Source organism: Isoptericola sp. Y541, from assembly GCF_059445465.1.
This window is the reverse complement of the sequence record NZ_JCAIUJ010000002.1, coordinates 252,175-270,022: the sequence shown is the minus strand read 5'-3', so window position 1 is coordinate 270,022 and position 17,848 is coordinate 252,175. Positions and strand designations below refer to the sequence as shown.

At 74.3% G+C, this 17,848-nt stretch carries 10 protein-coding genes; all 10 read left to right on the top strand.

Features of this window, described 5'->3' with window-relative positions:
* Positions 1 to 23 precede the first annotated feature (23 nt).
* The 10 genes from AC1C2V_RS06030 to AC1C2V_RS05985 all read left to right on the top strand — a co-directional run bounded on the left by AC1C2V_RS06030 (position 24) and on the right by AC1C2V_RS05985 (position 17,828).
* Positions 24 to 6,038 (top strand): Ig-like domain-containing protein, encoded by a 6,015-nt coding sequence (locus tag AC1C2V_RS06030; RefSeq protein WP_495389127.1) that lies wholly within the window; start codon positions 24 to 26, stop codon positions 6,036 to 6,038.
* Positions 6,039 to 6,101: 63 nt separating this feature from the next.
* Complete coding sequence (locus AC1C2V_RS06025) at positions 6,102 to 7,076, top strand: AAA family ATPase (RefSeq protein ID WP_495388676.1); 975 nt, start codon at positions 6,102 to 6,104, stop codon at positions 7,074 to 7,076.
* A 27-nt stretch (positions 7,077 to 7,103) separates the two neighbouring features.
* Entirely contained in the window at positions 7,104 to 8,486 is a 1,383-nt protein-coding gene (locus AC1C2V_RS06020) for a DUF58 domain-containing protein (RefSeq protein WP_495388675.1), read from the top strand.
* Positions 8,479 to 11,040, top strand: a complete 2,562-nt coding sequence (locus AC1C2V_RS06015) for a transglutaminase-like domain-containing protein (RefSeq protein ID WP_495388674.1) — start codon at positions 8,479 to 8,481, stop codon at positions 11,038 to 11,040. Before AC1C2V_RS06020 ends, AC1C2V_RS06015 begins: the two co-directional genes overlap by 8 nt.
* Positions 11,037 to 12,632, top strand: a complete 1,596-nt coding sequence (locus tag AC1C2V_RS06010) for an RDD family protein (RefSeq protein WP_495388673.1) — start codon at positions 11,037 to 11,039, stop codon at positions 12,630 to 12,632. The genes AC1C2V_RS06015 and AC1C2V_RS06010 overlap by 4 nt, the downstream gene beginning before the upstream one ends.
* Positions 12,629 to 13,465 carry a PP2C family protein-serine/threonine phosphatase gene (locus AC1C2V_RS06005; protein ID WP_495388672.1) on the top strand — a complete coding sequence of 279 codons (837 nt, stop codon included), beginning with the start codon at positions 12,629 to 12,631 and terminating at the stop codon, positions 13,463 to 13,465. The genes AC1C2V_RS06010 and AC1C2V_RS06005 overlap by 4 nt, the downstream gene beginning before the upstream one ends.
* The gene (locus tag AC1C2V_RS06000; RefSeq protein WP_495388671.1) at positions 13,462 to 15,252 is read left to right on the top strand and encodes an FHA domain-containing protein; all 1,791 of its coding nucleotides are present in this window, start codon (positions 13,462 to 13,464) and stop codon (positions 15,250 to 15,252) included. The genes AC1C2V_RS06005 and AC1C2V_RS06000 overlap by 4 nt, the downstream gene beginning before the upstream one ends.
* 4 nt (positions 15,253 to 15,256) lie before the next feature.
* On the top strand, positions 15,257 to 16,861 hold the full coding sequence (locus tag AC1C2V_RS05995; RefSeq protein ID WP_495388670.1) for a serine/threonine-protein kinase: 1,605 nt from the start codon (positions 15,257 to 15,259) through the stop codon (positions 16,859 to 16,861).
* Positions 16,858 to 17,571: a hypothetical protein gene (locus AC1C2V_RS05990; protein WP_495388669.1), complete on the top strand. Its 714-nt coding sequence runs from the start codon at positions 16,858 to 16,860 to the stop codon at positions 17,569 to 17,571. Before AC1C2V_RS05995 ends, AC1C2V_RS05990 begins: the two co-directional genes overlap by 4 nt.
* Entirely contained in the window at positions 17,568 to 17,828 is a 261-nt protein-coding gene (locus AC1C2V_RS05985; RefSeq protein ID WP_495388668.1) for a hypothetical protein, read from the top strand. Before AC1C2V_RS05990 ends, AC1C2V_RS05985 begins: the two co-directional genes overlap by 4 nt.
* Positions 17,829 to 17,848: the final 20 nt, after the last annotated feature.

The following is a 17,848-nucleotide window of genomic DNA, read 5'->3' as shown; positions in this document are numbered from 1 at the left end:
ATCACATCGGGGGAATCTTGAGCGTGCTCACGCGCCTGCGCGGCGACCGCCGCGCGACCCTTTCGACGGCGGTCGTGCTCGCGCTGTCCGCGGGCGTGGTCGCTGCCGCCGTCCTCTATCCGGGCGAGGCCACGGCCGACGTCGACCTCGACGACTCGGGCGTGTGGGTCACCAAGCAGTCCGCGGGGCTGGTCGGGCGCTTCAACACCGAGGCCAAGGCCCTCGACAGCACGCTGCTGGCGGGTAGCTCGGCCTTCGACGTCGACCAGCAGGCCGGCCAGGTGCTCGTGGCGGACGACGGGAACCACCAGGCCAGTGTCGTGGACGTCGCGATGTCGAAGTTCGAGTCCACCACCAAGCTGCCCGCCGGGGCCCAGGTCGCGATGGGCGGCGGCCGGGTGGCCGTCGTCGACGACGAGACGGGTTCGCTGTGGGTGACCACGGTGGAGAAGCTGCCGGGCCTCGACACCGAGAAGATCGACCCGACGGTGGAGCTCGACGGCTCCGGTGAGGTGGCCGTCTCGTCGGGCGGCACCACGTTCGTCGTCGTCCCGTCGCGCAACGTGCTGTACACCGTCGAGCGGGGCAAGGAGCCTGTCACGACGAAGCTCGAGGGGCTCGCCTCCGAGGACGACGTCGTCCTCACCACCGTGGGCGACGACCTCGTGCTCCTCGACCGCACCAGCGGCGACCTCCGGCTGCCGGGCGGCGACGTTCTGGAGGTGGCCGAGGCCCAGGGCGCCCGGCTGCAGCAGGCCGGCGCCGCGTCGGACGTCGTCGCGTATGCCACGTCGTCGGCGCTGGTGCGCCAGCCGCTCGACGGTGGCGCCGCCACCTCCCGCAAGGTGTCCGGGTCGCCCGCGGCGCCGGTGGAGCTCGGCGGCTGCCTGTACGGGGCATGGTCCGGCACGGGCCAGATCGTCCGCGACTGCGAGGGCACCGACCGGGACGTGGACAAGGTGCTCGAGGGCATCGACCAGACGACCAAGCTCGAGTACCGCCAGAACCGCAACAACGTCGTCCTGAACGACCTCACGGCCGGCATCCTGTGGATGGCGCTCGACGAGTACGAGAAGGTCGACGACTGGGACGTCCAGCTCCCCGAGCAGGAGAAGGGCGACGACGAGGACGCCGAGGACGCCAAGCCGGAGCTCGTCGACCAGACCGTCGTGGACCGCGAGAAGCAGGACCCGCCGGTCGCCGAGGACGACACGTTCGGCGTCCGGCCCGGCCGCACCACCGTGCTCGACGTGCTGGCGAACGACCTCGACCCGGACGGCGACGTCATCACCGCCACCTTCGAGGGCGACCAGCCGGAGGAGGTCGCCATCCAGCGGGTGCTGGGCGGCAAGGCGCTGCAGGCGGTGGTGCCGGCGGACGCGACCGGCACCGTGCGGTTCACGTACGACGTCACCGACGGCCGCGGCGGCCACGACCAGGCGAAGGTCACGGTGAAGGTGGTGCCGCCGGACCAGAACGAGGACCCGGAGCAGTCCGGGGAGCCGGTGCTGCGGGTGGAGCAGGGCAAGAGCGCGCAGATCAAGGTGCTGCCGTTCTTCCGCGACCCGGACGGGGACGACGTCTATCTCGCCACCGCGGCGCCGACCGTCCAGGGCGACGAGGTGCGGGCCTACCCGGACGGCACGGTCGAGTTCCGCGACAGTGGGTCCGGGACCGGGCGCAAGAAGGTCACGCTCACGGTCGGGGACGGCCTTGGCGGCGTCGTCGAGGGCACCCTCTGGGTGGACGTGAGCACCAGCCAGCAGCCGCCCGTGGCGGTCGGCGACCACGTGGTCGTGACCGCCGGGCAGCCGATCACGGTCGAGCCGCTGAAGAACGACTCCGACCCGAACGGCGACGACCTGCGCCTGACGAAGGTGGCCGACGCGGCCCCGGCCGAGATCACCCGGAACTACGACGCGGGCAGCTTCACCTTCCTGGCGCAGGAGCCGAAGTCCTACGACGTGCTGTACCAGGTGACCGACGGCCCGTCGTCCACCACGGGTGTCGTGCGGGTCGACGTGCAGGACCCGGACGCCGTCACCGGAGCGCCGGTCGTCGTCTCCGACACGGCCCTGCTGCCCGCGGGCGGCTCGACCCTCGTGGACGTGCTGGCCAACGACACCGACCCGGCCGGGGGCGTGCTGGTGGTGCAGTCGGTCGACGTGCCGGACGACGCGGGGCTGAGCGTGGCCGTCCTCGGCCACCAGATGCTGCGCCTCACCGAGACGCGCCGCATGGCCGAAGCCGTGGTCCTCGAGTACACCGTCTCCAACGGCACCGAGACCGCCACCGGCGAGGTGCGGGTGCTGCCCGTGCCGCCGCCGGACCGGCTGCAGCCACCGAACGCCGCCGCCGACGAGGTCACGGTGCGCGTGGGCGACTACGTGAACATCGACGTGCTCGGCAACGACACGCACCCGGACGGGCTCGAGCTCACCCTCGACGAGGAGCTCGAGCAGACGGTGGACCCGGCGCAGGGCGACCTGTTCGTCTCCGAGGGCAGGCTGCGGTTCCGCGCCGGCGCGGAGCAGGGCACGGCCTACGCGATCTACAAGGTGCGCGACCCGAACAGGCAGGAGGACTCGGCCCAGGTCACGATCCACATCCGTGGCGGCAAGGAGAACGCGGCGCCCGTCCCGCAGGACGTGGACGCGCGCGTGCTGTCCGGCGGCACGGCCCGCATCCCGATCCCGCTGGACGGCATCGACCCCGACGGCGACTCCGTGCAGCTCACCGGGCTCGCGACCGGCCCCGCCCAGGGCCGCGCGGAGGTCGTGGACGGGTACATCGACTACGAGGCGGGCAAGAACGCCAAGGGCAGCGACACGTTCCGCTACACCGTGCAGGACGCCCGCGGCGAGGTCGCCACGGGGATCGTGCGGGTGGGCATCGCGCAGCCGCCGGAGACGAACCAGCCGCCGGTCGCCGCGGACGACGAGGTCACCGTCCGGCCGGAGCGCCGCGTCGCGGTGCCCGCGCTCGCCAACGACGCAGACCCCGATGGCGACGTCATCGGCCTCGTGCCGGGGGCCACCGAGGGCGGCGAGGAGCTCGACCCGAAGGTCGCCGAGGACCGCATCGTCGTGCAGACCCCGGGCGACGAGGGCACTTACACCTTCTTCTACTCGATCGAGGACACCTACGCCGCACGCGCCTCCGCCTCGGTGAGCGTGACCGTGGCCGCGGACGCCCCGCTGCAGCGCCCGATCGCGCGCGACGACTCCGTGCCCGTGGCCGACATCCTCGGCAAGACGGCGATCACCGTGCCGGTGCTCGCCAACGACGAGGACCCGGACGGTGCGGCGGACGACCTCACGGTCACCGTCGACTCCGAGGCCGTCACCGTCACGGAGGACGGCGAGCTCGAGATCCCGCTGGAGCGCTCACGCCAGGTGCATACCTACACGGTGACCGACGTGGACGGCCTCGCCGGCAAGGCGTTCGTCGTGGTGCCGGGCATGGAGTCCACCAAGCCGATCCTCAAGCCCGGCCAGGCGCCGCTCGAGGTACTGTCCGGCGAGACCCTCGACATCGACATCACCGACCACGTGCTCGTGGTCGAGGGCCGCAGCCCGCGCCTGACCACCGAGGACCAGGTCACGGCGACCGAGGGCACGGCGAAGGTCACGGGCGCGACCACCATGACCTACACCCCCCAGGCGGACTACGACGGACCCGCCGGCGTGACCTTCGAGGTCACCGACGGCACGTCCGTCGACGACCCCGAAGGCGCCGTCGCCCTCCTCACGCTGCCGATCACCGTGCTGCCGCCGGAGAACCTGCCGCCGGAGCCGGGCCGCCCGTCGGGCGAGGTCGCGGCGGGGGAAGAGAGCGTCGTCGACCTGGGCCGCTTCGCCACGGACCCCGACGAGGACGACCTGCGCTTCGAGCTGGGCAGCCTGCCCGGCGGGCTCGGTGCCACCCTCGCCGGCTCCCGGGTGACGCTCGAGGCGTCGCCGGACGTGCCGAAGGGCACGGTCCTCACCGTGCCGTACACCGTGTCGGACGACGAGCACCCGCCGGTGGACGGCGAGCTGACCGTCACCGTCGTGGCGTCCACGCGTCCGCTCGCGCGCGCCGTCGAGGACCGCGTGGACGACGCCCACCAGGGCAAGGCCGTCTCCGTGCCCGTGCTGGCGAACGACTCCAACCCGTTCTCCGACCGTGGACCGCTGAAGATCGTGGGGCAGCCGATCATCGAGACCGGCCAGGGCGGCACCGTCGTCGACGGCGACACCGTCGTGGTGACCCCGAAGGACGACTTCGTGGGCACGATGGTGGTGCGGTACACGATCCAGGACGCGACGCGGGACCCGGACCGCGAGGTCGAGGGCCGCATCACGATCAACGTGCTCGGCGTGCCCGAGGCACCGTCCACGCCGCAGGTCGAGGAGGTCCGCTCGGAGACCGTCGTGCTGTCGTGGACGCCGCCGCAGAACAACGGCGCGGAGATCACGGGCTACACCGTGACCTCCAGCCAGGGCGACACCTTCGACTGTTCCACGACCACCTGCACGCTCGCCCCGCTCACCAACAACGTCACGTACACCTTCACCGTGCAGGCCACGAACGTGGTCGGCGACTCCGAGCCGTCCGCGGCGTCCGAGGAGGCCCGCCCGGACCAGAAGCCGGACCCGCCGGCCGCGCCGACCCTCGAGTTCGGCGACGGTTCGCTGACCGTGACGTGGAAGAACGCGACCTACACGGACCGCTCGCCCATCGATTCGGTGAACCTCGAGATCTCGCCCGCGCCGGCGAACGGTGAGGTGCAGAAGGTGGGGCGCACCGGCAACCGCGTCGTGTGGGAGGGCCTCACCAACGGCGCGGCCTACAAGGTGCGGGTCCAGGCGATCAACCAGGCGCCCGACCCGTCCGAGTGGGGCGCGTGGTCTGCCAGCGAGATCCCGGCCGGCCCGCCGGACGCGCCCGTGTCACCCACGGCGACGCGCGCCAGCTCGGAGATCGCGCCCGACGGCGGACAGGTCGACGTGTCGTGGCCGGCCCCGAAGGACAACGGCGACGCGGTGAAGAAGTACCACGTCGACGTCTTCAAGGGCGGCTCGAATGTCGACGCCACCACGGTGTCGGGCACCTCGACCACCTTCGAGGGCCTCGACACCAAGTCGACGTACACGTTCGCCGTCACGGCGGAGAACAAGGCCGGTAAGGGCGACACCAGCGCCCAGTCCAACGCCGTGAAGCCCTACGGCAAGCCGACGAAGCCCGGCGCCGCGAGCGCGAGCGTGAGCGGTGCGAGCGGGCAGGCGAACGTGTCGTGGGGCGGCTCGGACGACAACGGCGACGCGGTCATGTACACGATCCAGACCGACAAGGGCGGCTCGAAGACCGCGACGGGGACGTCGACCACGTACTCGGGCCTGTCGAACGGGACGGCGTACAAGTTCCGGGTGCAGGCGTGCAACGCCGCGGGCTGCTCCGGCTGGACGTCGTACACCGGCGCGGTCACGCCCTACGGGCCGGTGCCGGCCCCGGCCGTGACCGCGACGGGCGGCGACCAGAAGGTCACGTTCGGGTGGTCCACCAGCGCCAATGGCCGGGACATCTCGGTGAAGGTCTCCGGCGCGATCTCGAGCACCGCCAAGTCCGCGAGCGCGCAGAGCGTGAGTGCGGGCTACTCCCAGTCCAAGGAGATCTGCGTGACGGCGACGGACAGCGAGGGCCAGACCAAGCAGACGTGCAAGAGCGCGACCTCGGCCGCCAAGCCCCAGCCCGTCTTCACGGTCGGCAAGGGCAGCAACGCCAACGGGGAGAAGGGCTGCGCCCACACGTCGTGCGCGTGGCTGACGCTCACCATCCGGGACGCGGCGCCGAACACCAGCTTCACGTACACCTGCCGCGACCAGGACGGTGACTTCTCGACGTACACGCAGACCAACATGCACAACGGCTCCCAGGCCAAGACGGACGGGAACGGCAACCTAGGCCCGGTGGAGGCCTGGTGCTACTACGGCCAGCCGGGCAACCCGGCCTATATCCAGACGAGCATCGGGTCGACCAACCGCATCACCTGGTGACACGCACGCAGAAACGACGACGACCGCGACCCTCGCGGTCAGGACAGGACGAGGACACCACTCATGAGCACGATGACCCCCGAGCAGGCGAGCTGGTTCGCCCAGACCTTCGACCGCATCGTCGGAAACGTCGCGCAGGCCGTGCTCGGCAAGGACGACCAGATCCGGCTGGCGCTGACGTGCATGCTGGCCGAGGGCCACCTGCTGCTGGAGGACGCCCCTGGCACCGGCAAGACGATGCTCGCCCGCGCGATGTCCGCGAGCGTGCAGGGCACGAACCACCGCATCCAGTTCACGCCGGACCTGCTGCCGTCGGACGTCACGGGCGTGACCATCTACGACCAGAAGACCGGGACCTTCGACTTCCACAAGGGCCCGATCTTCGCGAACATCGTCCTCGCCGACGAGATCAACCGTGCGTCGCCCAAGACGCAGTCGGCGCTGCTCGAGGTCATGGAGGAGGGCCGGGTCACGGTCGACGGCGTGTCCCACGAGGTGGGCAACCCGTTCATGGTCGTCGCCACGCAGAACCCCATCGAGCAGGCGGGCACGTACAAGCTCCCCGAGGCGCAGCTCGACCGCTTCCTCATGAAGACGTCGATCGGCTACCCCGACCTCGCGTCGACGGTGGAGATCCTCGCGGGCTCCGCGGTCCGCGACCGCAGCGCGGCGCTGCAGCCGGTCATCACCGGCCAGGCCGTGGTGGACATGGCGGCCCTCGCCGCGTCCACCCACGTGGACCCGGCCGTGCTCGAGTACATCTCCCGCCTGGCGGAGGAGTCGCGCGCGGCCGCGGACGTGCACGTCGGCGTCTCCGTGCGTGGCGCGCTGGCGCTGGTGCGCTGCATGAAGGTGTGGGCGTCGGCGCACGGGCGCAACTACGTGCTGCCGGACGACGTCAAGGACCTCGTGCAGCCGGTCTGGGCCCACCGCCTGGTACTGGACGCCGAGGCCGAGTTCGGCGGGGCCACGGCGGAGGGGACGATCGCCCGGCTGCTGACCGACGTCCCGGCGCCGCAGGAACGCCGGACCGCCTGACCGCCTGACCGCGAGACCAGGAGACTCATGACCACGACGACCGAGCGGGAGACCGCGGCCGAGGCCGCGACGCCCGAGCCTGCCCGCGAGCCTGCCCTGGAGCCCGAGGGCGGCCGCCGCCGTAGCGGCGCCACCCGGCGGGTCCGCGCCCGCGCGTCGGCCGCGCTCAGCGGGGTCGGCGGGCGGCTCGCCACGGCCTCGCGGGCGACCGGCCGCGCGACGGGCGGGGTGCTCGCGCGCGCCTGGGCGCGCGTCGCCCCGGTGCTCGGGGTGATCTCACCCTTCGGCTGGGTCGTGCTGGTCCTGGCCGCGGGGGCGTGGGTGGCCGCGCTCGTGCTGCGCTGGGAGGAGTGGGCGGTCCTGGCCGTGACGGTGTCCGTCGCGCTGCTCGCCGCGATCGCCTTCGTCCTGGGCCGGCTGCGCTACGCGGTCACGCTCGACGTCGCCTCGCGCCGCGTGGTCGTCGGGGACCGGGCCGTCGGGCGGCTCCTGGTCCGCAACGACTCGCCGCGGTCCATGCTGCCCGCGGTGATGGAGCTGCAGGTGGGGCAGGGCATCGCCTCGTTCCCTGTGCCGCGCCTGCGCTCCGGGGCGGAGCACGAGGAGATCTTCGCCGTCCCGACGCACCAGCGCGCCGTCATCCCCCTGGGCCCGGTGCGCTCCGTGCGCGCCGACCCGCTGGGTCTGCTGCGCCGCGAGCTGGTCTGGACCGAGCCCGAGGAGCTGTTCGTCCACCCGCGCACGCTGCCGCTGTCGGGCTCCGCCACGGGACTGCTGCACGACCTCGAGGGCCGCGTGACCCCCGACATCTCCGACTCCGACGTGTCGTTCCACGCGCTGCGCGACTACGTGCCCGGCGACGACCGCCGGCACATCCACTGGAAGTCCACGGCGCGCACGGGCCAGCTCATGGTGCGCCAGTTCGAGGAGACGCGCCGCTCCCGGCTCGCCGTGATCCTCTCGACGCGGGCCGAGGACTACGCCGACCCCGAGGAGTTCGAGCTCGCGGTCTCGGCCTGCGGCTCCCTCGGCCTACAGGCGATCCGCGAGGACGGCGGCCTCGCGGTCCTCGTCCCGCAAGGGCGGGTGCGCGGCGACCACCGCACGCGCCTGCTCGACGACCTGACCCGACTCCAGCTCGCCCCCGCCCGCACGAGCCTGTCCGAGATCGCCCGGGTCGCCTCGGCGACGGTCTCCGACGCGTCCGTGGTCGTGCTCGCCGTCGGCACCCGGGTGACGCCGACGGACCTGCGCGGCGCGGCGGTGCGGCTGCCGGTCGACGCGCGCCTCGTCGCGCTGCGGTGCGCCCCCGGCGCGTCCGTGAGCCGTGGGCGGGTCGCGGACATGCAGGTGCTGACCATCGGCGAGCTGGCCGACCTGCCCCACGCGCTGCGGAGGATGCATGACTGACGCGTCGAACCCGGCGCCCGAGGGCCACACGAGCGGCTCCGGCAGCACGGGCCGCACCGGGCGCACCGGCCGGACGGGTGGGACGTCGCGCACGTCGCTGCGCGCCGGCACCACCCGCGCCCGCCGGCGCCCGGGCGACGGCCCGCGCGCGCTGTCCTGGGCGGGCGCCGTCGACGGCGCCGTGCTCGTCGCGCTGCTCGCCGTGGTGGCGCTCGGTTTCGCCCCGGTGTGGGGCACGACGGGGTACCTCGTGCCGGCGCTCGGCGGCGCGGTCGTCGGCCTGGTCATCGCCTGGCTGGGAGCCTGGCGGCGGTGGCCCGTGCTGCTCGTGGCCGGGGCCACCGTGCTCGGCTACTTCCTGTTCGGCGGGGCGCTGGCCCTGCCCGGCGCCTCGATCGGCGGCGTCGTGCCCTCGCTCGAGACGCTGAACGAGCTGGCCGTCGGCGCCGTGCAGGGGTGGAAGGCGTTCGTCACCACCGTGCCGCCGCTGGCCTCGTTCCCGGAGCTGGCCCTCGTGCCGTACCTGCTCCTGCTGGTCGCGGGCGTGCTGGCGGGCACGATCGCCTGGCGTGCGCGCGTCGCCGCCTGGGCGCTGCTGCCGGTCGTGGTGGCGCTGGCCGGGGTCGCGCTCCTCGGGACGATCCTGGCGGCGCTGCCGCTGGTCCAGGGCCTCGTGGTCGCCGTCGTGGGCCTGCTCTGGGCGTCGTGGCGCGCGGCGGAGACCCGCATGGGCGCCAACACGCTGCTCTCCGACGCGAGTCGTTCCGCGACCCGGCGGCTGCGGGCGCAGCGCGTGCGCGGCGGCGCCGTGATGCTCGTGGTCGGCGGGGTCGCCGCCGTGCTCCTTGCCCCGATGATGGTGACGGACGGGCGGGTGGCGCTGCGTGAGATGGTCACGCCGCCCCTGGACCTGCACCAGTACACGAGCCCGCTGGTCGGGTTCCGCACCTACGCCAAGGACGAGACGGACACCGAGCTCTTCACCGTCGACGGGCTGCCCGAGAACGGCCGGGTGCGACTCGCGACGCTCGACACGTACGCGGGCACGGTCTACGACGCGTCGAGCGGCGGCGACGCCGGCGTCTTCAACCGCGCGGGCGAGGTCATCGACACCACGGCGGCGGGCACCCGCGCGCCGGTCGACGTGACCGTCACCGGCTACACGGGCTTCTGGCTGCCCGACGTGGGCCAGCTCGGGGGCGTCCGGTTCACGGGGGAGCGGGCGACCGAGCTCGCGGCGTCCACGTACTACAACGCCACCTCGGGCACGGGCCTGGTCACGTCCGGCCTGCGGCCGGGGGACTCGTACGAGCTGGACGCGATCGTCTCGCCGCGGCCGGACGACGAGGTGCTCGCGAAGACCCCGATCCTCGACGTCGACATGCCCAGCCCGAAGGACGTCGCCGACGCCGTGGACGCCAAGTCCTCGCAGTTCGCGGCCGACGCCACGGAGCCGTTCGAGAAGCTCACGAACATCCAGAACATGCTCATCGCCACGGGCGTCTACTCGAGCGGCCTGGACAACCAGCCCCCGTCGCGGCCCGGGCACTCGGCGGCACGGATCGACGCGCTGCTCGCGCAGGACGAGATGGTGGGCGACGACGAGCAGTTCGCCGTGGCCATGGCGCTCATGGCGCAGCAGGCCGGCGTCCCCGCGCGCGTGGTGATGGGCTTCTACCCGGAGGACGACACCTGGGAGGCCGGCACCCCCTACGTCGTCACCGGGGCGGACGTGCACGCCTGGGTCGAGGTGCCCTTCGAGGAGTACGGCTGGGTGCCGTTCGACGCCATCCCGGACGAGGATAACAAGGTGGAGCCGCTGCCACGCTCCAAGCAGGTGCCGAAGCCGCCGGTGCTCGAGGACCCGGAGTCCCCGGAGGAGCCGCCCCAGGCCGAGGCGGGAGACGTCGAGGACGAGGATGAGGACGACGAGGACGCGTTCGACATCGACTGGCGTCAGGTCGCGATCATCGTCATCACCGTCGTCGTCCCGCTGGCGATCCTCGCCGTGCCGGTGCTGCTCATCCTCGGGTTCAAGTCGCGCCGGCGCGGCCGCCGACGCGCGGCCGCCGAGGCCGTGGACCGGGTCAGCGGCGGCTGGCGCGAGGTCGTCGACGCCGCCACCGACCTCGGGGCCGGGGTGCCCCGCGGCGCGACGCGACGCGAGGGGGCCAAGCTGGTGTCCGAGCAGCTCCCCACGGCGGCGACTCCCGAGACCTCGACGCTCGCGCACCGCGCGGACGCCACCGTCTTCGGGACGGGCGAGCCGACCCTGGAGGAGGTCGACCAGTACTGGTCCGAGGTGGACTCGCTGGTCGGCTCCCTGCGAGAGGGACTGCCGTGGCGTAAGCGCGTGGCGGCCCGGCTCTCGTTGCGCTCGGTGCGCGGCGGCGACGCCCCACCGTTCCGTACGGTGATCCGGCGACGGGTTGCCGCCGTGCCGGCCACCCTGGGCCGGTGGGCGCGCGCCGCGTGGCGCGCGATCAGTGACAGGACGACCCGTGGCCGGCGGCGCGACCGCCGTGCCGGCGGTAGGAGGATCGAGAACCGATGACCACGACGTGCACCGCCTGTGGTGCCCCGCAGCAGTCCGGCGCGTTCTGCGCGGTGTGCGGCACGCCCACCGTGGCGTCCGCCTACGAGGCGCCCGACGGCGTGCGGGAGAGGCTCGAGGTCACGACCGAGCCAGAGATGCGGGAGAGCACCCGCCGCGCGTCCGCGCAGATGCTGCGCGCGGCGGCCGCCTCCGCGCAGTCGAGCGCGCCCGCCGAGCCGCCGCTGGCGGGCGTCGGCCGGCGCGCGGGGGCCTACGTGCTGGACGTGGTGACCGTCGCGCTCCTCGCGGGGGTCGTCGGCGTCGTCGTGGCGCTCGCCTCGGGGGTGCCCGGCAAGCTCGCGGGCGCCGGCGACGCCACGACGACGATGGGGTCGCGGGCGGCGGCCGCCGAGATCGCGGGCGCGCTCGCCACGGTCTACGGCGCGGTCGGGCTCGTGAGCCTGCTCGGCTGGGTCGGGCTCGCGGTCTGGGAGGGCCGGACCGGCCGGACGATCGGAAACAGCCTGCTCGGCATCCGCACGCTGGCCCTCGCGGACGGCGGCGCGATCGGCGTCGGGCGCGGCCTGCTGCGCTGGCTCGTGCTCGCCGCCTGCGGCATCCTGCCGCTGGTGGGCACAATCCTCGTGCTCGTCTCGCCCACCTTCGACGCCTCGGGCCGCCGGCAGGGCTGGCAGGACAAGGCCGCCCGCAGCGTCGTCCACGACGTGCGCGGGCTGCCGCCCCGCACCTTTGCCCCCGCCGGCGGGCCGGCCGGCGTCGCGTCACCCCAGGTCGCCGGTGTGCCGGCGGCGCCGGTCGTGGGCTCGGGCGCGCCGGCGCCCGGCGAGCCCGACCCGTGGGCGTTCCCCGCCGGCCAGCGCGACCGGGGCGGGATCATTACCGGGATCCCGGGCTCGGGTGCGCCCGCGGCGCACCCGTCGCCGACGGAGGAGCCTGCGGGCCCGCCGGTCGCCGACACCCAGCTGTCGGCCCCGCTGCCGCGGGCCACGCCGGCGCCCGCACCTGCGCCCGAGACGACGATGGTGCTGCCCACGCGGCCCACGGCGGTCGCGCCGACCCCGCCGGCGGTGCAGCCGGCGCCGGCGCCGCGGCCCGTGCCGCCATCGCAGCCGGTGAGCCGAGCGCCCGAGCCCGCGCCACAGGCGCCCGCGGGCCCGGGCTCCGACGTCGCGGCGGAGGCCGACGACGACATCGAGGCGACCCGGTTCAGCGTCTCCTCGCGGCGGAGCGCGGGCGACGGCACAGCCCCGTCGCGGATTGTCGTCGAGGTCGCCGCCGGCCGCCGGGTCACCGTCGCGTCGCGCACCCTCGTGGGGCGCAACCCGCAACAGGACGGCGGCGCGCCGGCGGTCCTGCTGAAGATCGACGACCCGAACCGTTCCGTGTCCAAGACGCACCTCGAGCTGTCCCCGTCGGCTGCGGGCCTGCGGGTCACGGACCTCGGCAGCACCAACGGCAGCGCTGCGATCACCCCCGGCGGGGCGGTGCAGGAGCTGACCGCCGGCGCATCGGTGACGGTGACCGCGGGGTGGGTCGTCCAGGCGGGGGCCCAGCGCCTCACGGTGGTCGGGCAGGACGTCAGCGCATGACCGTACCGGTCGCGCTCGGGCTGCTGTGGGGCGCGTCGACGCACCAGGGCGCCAGGCGCACGCTGAACGAGGACTCGTTCCTCGCGGGCGGCTCCGTGTTCTTCGTCGCCGACGGCATGGGCGGGCACGACGCCGGCGAGGTCGCCAGCGCGGCCGCGGTCGAGGCGCTGAGCGCGCTCGCGGTGTCCGACGTCGTCGGGGTGGACGCCGTGCGCTGCCGCGTGCGGGTGGCGCACGACGCGGTGCGGGCGATCGAGACGACGCCCGGCCGCGGCGCGGGCACCACGCTGTCCGGGGTCGCGCTGACGCACCAGGGCGGCGAGCCGTACTGGCTCGTGGTGAACATCGGCGACTCGCGCACGTACCGGCTCGCCGACGGCGAGCTGGAGCAGGTGAGCGTGGACCACTCCGAGGTGCAGGAGCTCGTGGAGGCGGGCGCCATCACGCCCCAGGAGGCGGCGACCCACCCGCGCCGGCACGTGGTGACGCGGGCGCTCGGCGCGCCCGAGGACCCCGAGGCGGACTTCTGGTTCCTGCCCGTGCACGCGGGCGACCGGCTGCTCGTCTGCTCGGACGGCCTGACGAACGAGCTGAAGGACGCCCGCATCGCCGAGGTCCTGCTCGTCGAGCCCGATCCGCAGGTCGCGGCGGACCGGCTGGTACGGGAGGCCCTGGTCGCGGGTGGTCGGGATAACATCACCGTCATCGTGGTGGACGCCACAGGGCTGACGGACGCCCTGGAGAGCACGGCACCCAGGGACGGGCGGTCGGGCCACGATGACAACGAGGACACGGTGCCCCGGCGGTCGCCGTGGAAAGGGGCCCTGACGTGACCGTGCGCTATGTGATCGGACCCGCCTACGCGGTGGTGCGTGGTGGCGCCGTCGTGGTGCTGCCGGAAAGGGTCAGCCCGGAGCTGGTCGACGAGCTGTGGAAGACGCTCGGGGAGCGTGCCGGCGTCGTGCCCGTGCTCGAGGTGCTCACGGGCGCCTTCGGCGCGAGCCTGGCGTCCCTGCCGCCCTTCGCGATGGCCGTCGCCGACGGCCGGCGCGTCCAGATCGCCGCCCGGGGCGCGACCTCGGTGACCGTGGCGCGCGCGGACGGCTGGGACCACGTGTCCGGCGAGGGCGTCACGACCTGGGCCGAGCGGACGTTCGAGGACGTGGTGGACCTCGCGGTGCAGGTCGGCGTGGCCGAGCCCGCCGGCGAGCTCGTGGATGCGCGGGCGCTGCCGCTGGACGCCGGCGTCGTGCTGGTCGCGTCCGTCGGGTCCCGGTTGACCGACGAGGCGGCCCCCGCGGCCCCGACGCACCGGCCCACCCCCGTGCCCGAGCCCTGGATGGCTGACGACGACGCCGACGACGCCGACGCCGACGACGCCGACGCCGACGACGCCGACGACGCGGTGCCTGCCGCCCGGGCCGTCGACCATGCCGTCGACCAGGCGCCCGTGGCATCCGGGATCGGCGTCGCGCGGCTCGGCGGCACCGGGCCGGCGGCCTCCTCCTTCGGGGCGACGTTCGCCCCCGAGGCCACCGTCGCCCCCGAAGCCACCATCGCGCCCGGGTCGACCGTCCTCCCGAGCCTGACGGTCACGGGGGACGACGTGCCGCGGGTCGCGCCGGACGGTGGCGACGACGCCGCGGGCGACGCGACGGGTGACGGTGCCGCGGGCGACGGCGCGGCCGACCTCCCCGTGGAGGAGACCACCGGCTTCGGCCACCTCTGGGGCTCGACCGTGCACCGCGCCGTCGAGGCGGCCGCCGTGCGCCCGCCGGAGGAGGACGAGGAGGACGGGGACGAGCCGGTTGCGGCCGCGCCGCCGCCGTCGTCCGCCCCCGCCCCGACGCCGGTCACCTTGCTTGGCGACCTGCCCGGCGACCTGCCCGGCGACCTGCCCGGCGACCCGCCCGGCGACCTGCCCGGCGACGACGACGGTTCGACGCAGCTGGAGCCGGGCGAACCGGAGGACGCGGCGGACGACGCCGGAGGCTTCGAGGACGAGGTCGAGGGCAGCACCGTGATGTCGTCGGCCATCGCCGACCTGCGTGCGGCCGCCGCGCCCTCGTCCGGCGGCGCGGCCTCCGTCGGTGGCGTCGCGGACGGTCCCGACCTGCCGCCGCCGCCCGGCCCCGCGTTCGCCCCCGGGGCGCTGCCCGGGCGGCCGACGATCCTGGCGCGCTCCTGCACGGCGGGCCACCCGAACCCGCCGCAGCGCGACGACTGCGCGACGTGCGGGCAGGCGCTCCTGGGCGAGGCCCGGCAGGTCCCGCGCCCGGCGCTGGGCGTCATGGCCGTCTCGGGCGGGCCGCGCGTCACGCTCGACCGGCCCGTCGTGGTGGGGCGTCGTCCCCGCTCGCCGCGCGCCGCGAGCGACGACCTGCCGCGGCTGGTGACGGTGCCGAGCCCGCAGCAGGACATCTCCCGCTCGCACGCCGAGGTCCGCCTCGAGGGCTGGCACGTGCTGGTCAGCGACATGAGCACCACGAACGGCACCACCCTGTTGCGCACCGGCCAGCCGCCGTTGCGCCTGCACCCGGGTGAGGCCGTGCTGGTCGTTGCGAAGGACGTCGTCGACCTGGGCGACGGCGTGACGCTCACGTTCGAAGGGATCCTCTGACCATATGAGTCGCAAGCGCCCGCCGTCGCCCCCACCGGAGATCGACGGGTTCGAGTACGTCTCGATCATCGGCTCCGGCGGCTTCTCCGACGTCTTCCTGTACCAGCAGCGCCGACCGCGCCGTCGCGTGGCGGTCAAGGTCCTCCTGCACGAGTGGACCGGCGAGGGCCAGCGCGAGGCCTTCGACGCCGAGGCCGACCTGATGGCGACCCTGTCGACCCACCCGTCGATCGTCACGATGTACGAGGCGGACGTCTCCGCCGACGGCCGCCCGTACCTCGCCATGGAGTTCTGCTCCCGGCCCAACCTCGGTGCCCGGTACCGCGCCGAGCGGCTCAGCGTGCCGGACGTGCTGCGGATCGCCGTCCAGATCGCCGGAGCCGTCGAGACCGCCCACCGGGCCGGCATCCTGCACCGCGACATCAAGCCCGCGAACATCCTCGTCACCGAGTACGGGCACCCGGCGCTGACGGACTTCGGCATCTCCTCCACGCTCGACGACGCGGGCCGGGCCGAGGGCATGTCGATCCCGTGGTCGCCGCCGGAGTCCTTCGCCGAGCCTCCGGGCACGAGCATCGGGACGGACGTGTGGGGGCTGGCCGCCACGACGTACTCGCTGCTCGCCTCCCGCACGCCGTTCGAGGTGCCGGGCGGCACGAACTCGAGCGCCGACCTCGTCGCGCGCATCGAGTCGGCCCCGCTGCAGCAGACCGGGCGCAACGACATCCCAGCCTCGCTCGAGCGCGTGCTGAGCACCGCGATGGCGAAGAACCCCCAGGCGCGGTACTCCACCTCCCTCGAGTTCGCCCGCGCGCTGCAGGCGGTCCAGACGGAGCTGTCGTTCGCCGTCACGCCCATCGACCTGCTCGACGACCGCGGGCAGGTGCGCGACGACGCGCAGGACGCCCCGGACGAGGACGAGGTCGGCACGCGGCTGCGCGAGGTCGTCTCCGTCGACCCGCGCGGCCCCGCCGCGACGGCACCGGCGCTGGCCGGAGCCGCGCCGGCGGCCCCTGCGCGCTCGTGGTCGACGTCCGCGCCGTCGCCCGCGACCACGGGAACGGCGCGACCCTCGACGCTCGCCGAGGACGACCTGGGCGACACGGTGCACCGCTCGCTGCCCGTGGCGGCACCGACGACGACGGCGCCGCCGACCTCGGGGGCCGAGGCGCCCTCGGCCGCGCCGCGCCGCGGGCTCGTCGGCGGGCTCGTGGCCGGGGTCGTGGTGCTCGTGGGGGTGCTGGCCTTCGTGCTCTGGCCCGACGGCGGGACCCCGGAGGACGACCCGACCACCCCGGCCGCGACGGGAGCCGTCAACGAGGGCGCGCCCCCGGCGGACAACCTCAGCGGCCTGGTGCCGTCGGTCACGGAGCTCGCGGGCAAGGCCACGGGCGACAAGGTCGTGTTCACGTGGGAGAACCCCGACCCCGAGGACGGCGACACGTACGGCTGGCGCGCCGCCGCGCAGCTCGAGGAGGGGGCCTACACGCAGGTGGAGCAGCCCTCGGTGACGGTGGACAAGGCCGACGGCGGGCAGACCTGCGTCGAGGTCGTCATCGTCCGCTCGGGCGCGTTCTCCGTCGACTCGAAGGGAGCGTGCGTCGGGTGAGCGAGCTGGCGATGGAGTTCGCGGGGGAGTGGTTCCGCGCCGACCCGGACGGGGTCTTCGAGATCGGGCGCGAGGGCGACCTCGCGCTCGACGACAACCCCTACCTGCACCGGCGCTTCCTGCAGGTCACGCACGCCTCGGGGCTGTGGTGGCTGGGCAACGTCGGCAACCGGCTCTCGGCGACCGTCTGCGACGCGGCGGGCGGGGTGCAGTCCTGGCTGTCGCCGGGCACGTCGCTGCCGATCGTCTTCCCGTCCACCTCGATCGTCTTCACCGCCGGGCCCACCACGTACGAGGTGCTCGCCCGGCTCAGCCCGGCCCCGTACGCGGAGATCCGCTCCGAGGAGCCGGAGGGCGGCGCCACCACGATCGGCCTGATCCCGTTCACGGTGAGCCAGCGGCAGCTCATCGTCGCGCTGTGCGAGCCGATGCTGCGCCGCGACGGCACGGGCCTGTCCGAGCTCCCGTCGTCCGCGGAGGCGGCGGCGCGCCTGGGGTGGACGACGACGCGGTTCAACCGCAAGCTCGACAACGTCTGCGAGAAGCTCGACCGCGTGGGCGTGAAGGGTCTGCGCGGCGGCGGCTCCGGCGGGCTCGCGACCAACCGGCGCGCGCGGCTCGTGGAGTACGCCGTCGCGTCGCGGCTCGTCGCCGCGGAGGACCTGCCGCTGCTCGACCTGACGGCTGCCGACGGGAAGGACGCGGAGTGACTCGTCGCCACCGCCCGGAGCTCTGGCAGCTCGTCGTGGTGGTCGCCGTCGGCGCCGCGGCGATCGCGTTCGTGATCCTCATGGCGGCGGGCGTGCTGCGCGACGGCGTGGGCACCGGGGACCCGCTCGACTACTGGCGGGCGATCGGCCGCGAGCTCACCGACGCCGGCAACTGGCGCGTGATCGCCCTGAGCGCGGCGGCGGGCGCCGCGATCACCGCCGTCGTCGGCGTCCTGGCACGCCGCGGTGCGAAGTAGCGCTACCGACCATCTGACCC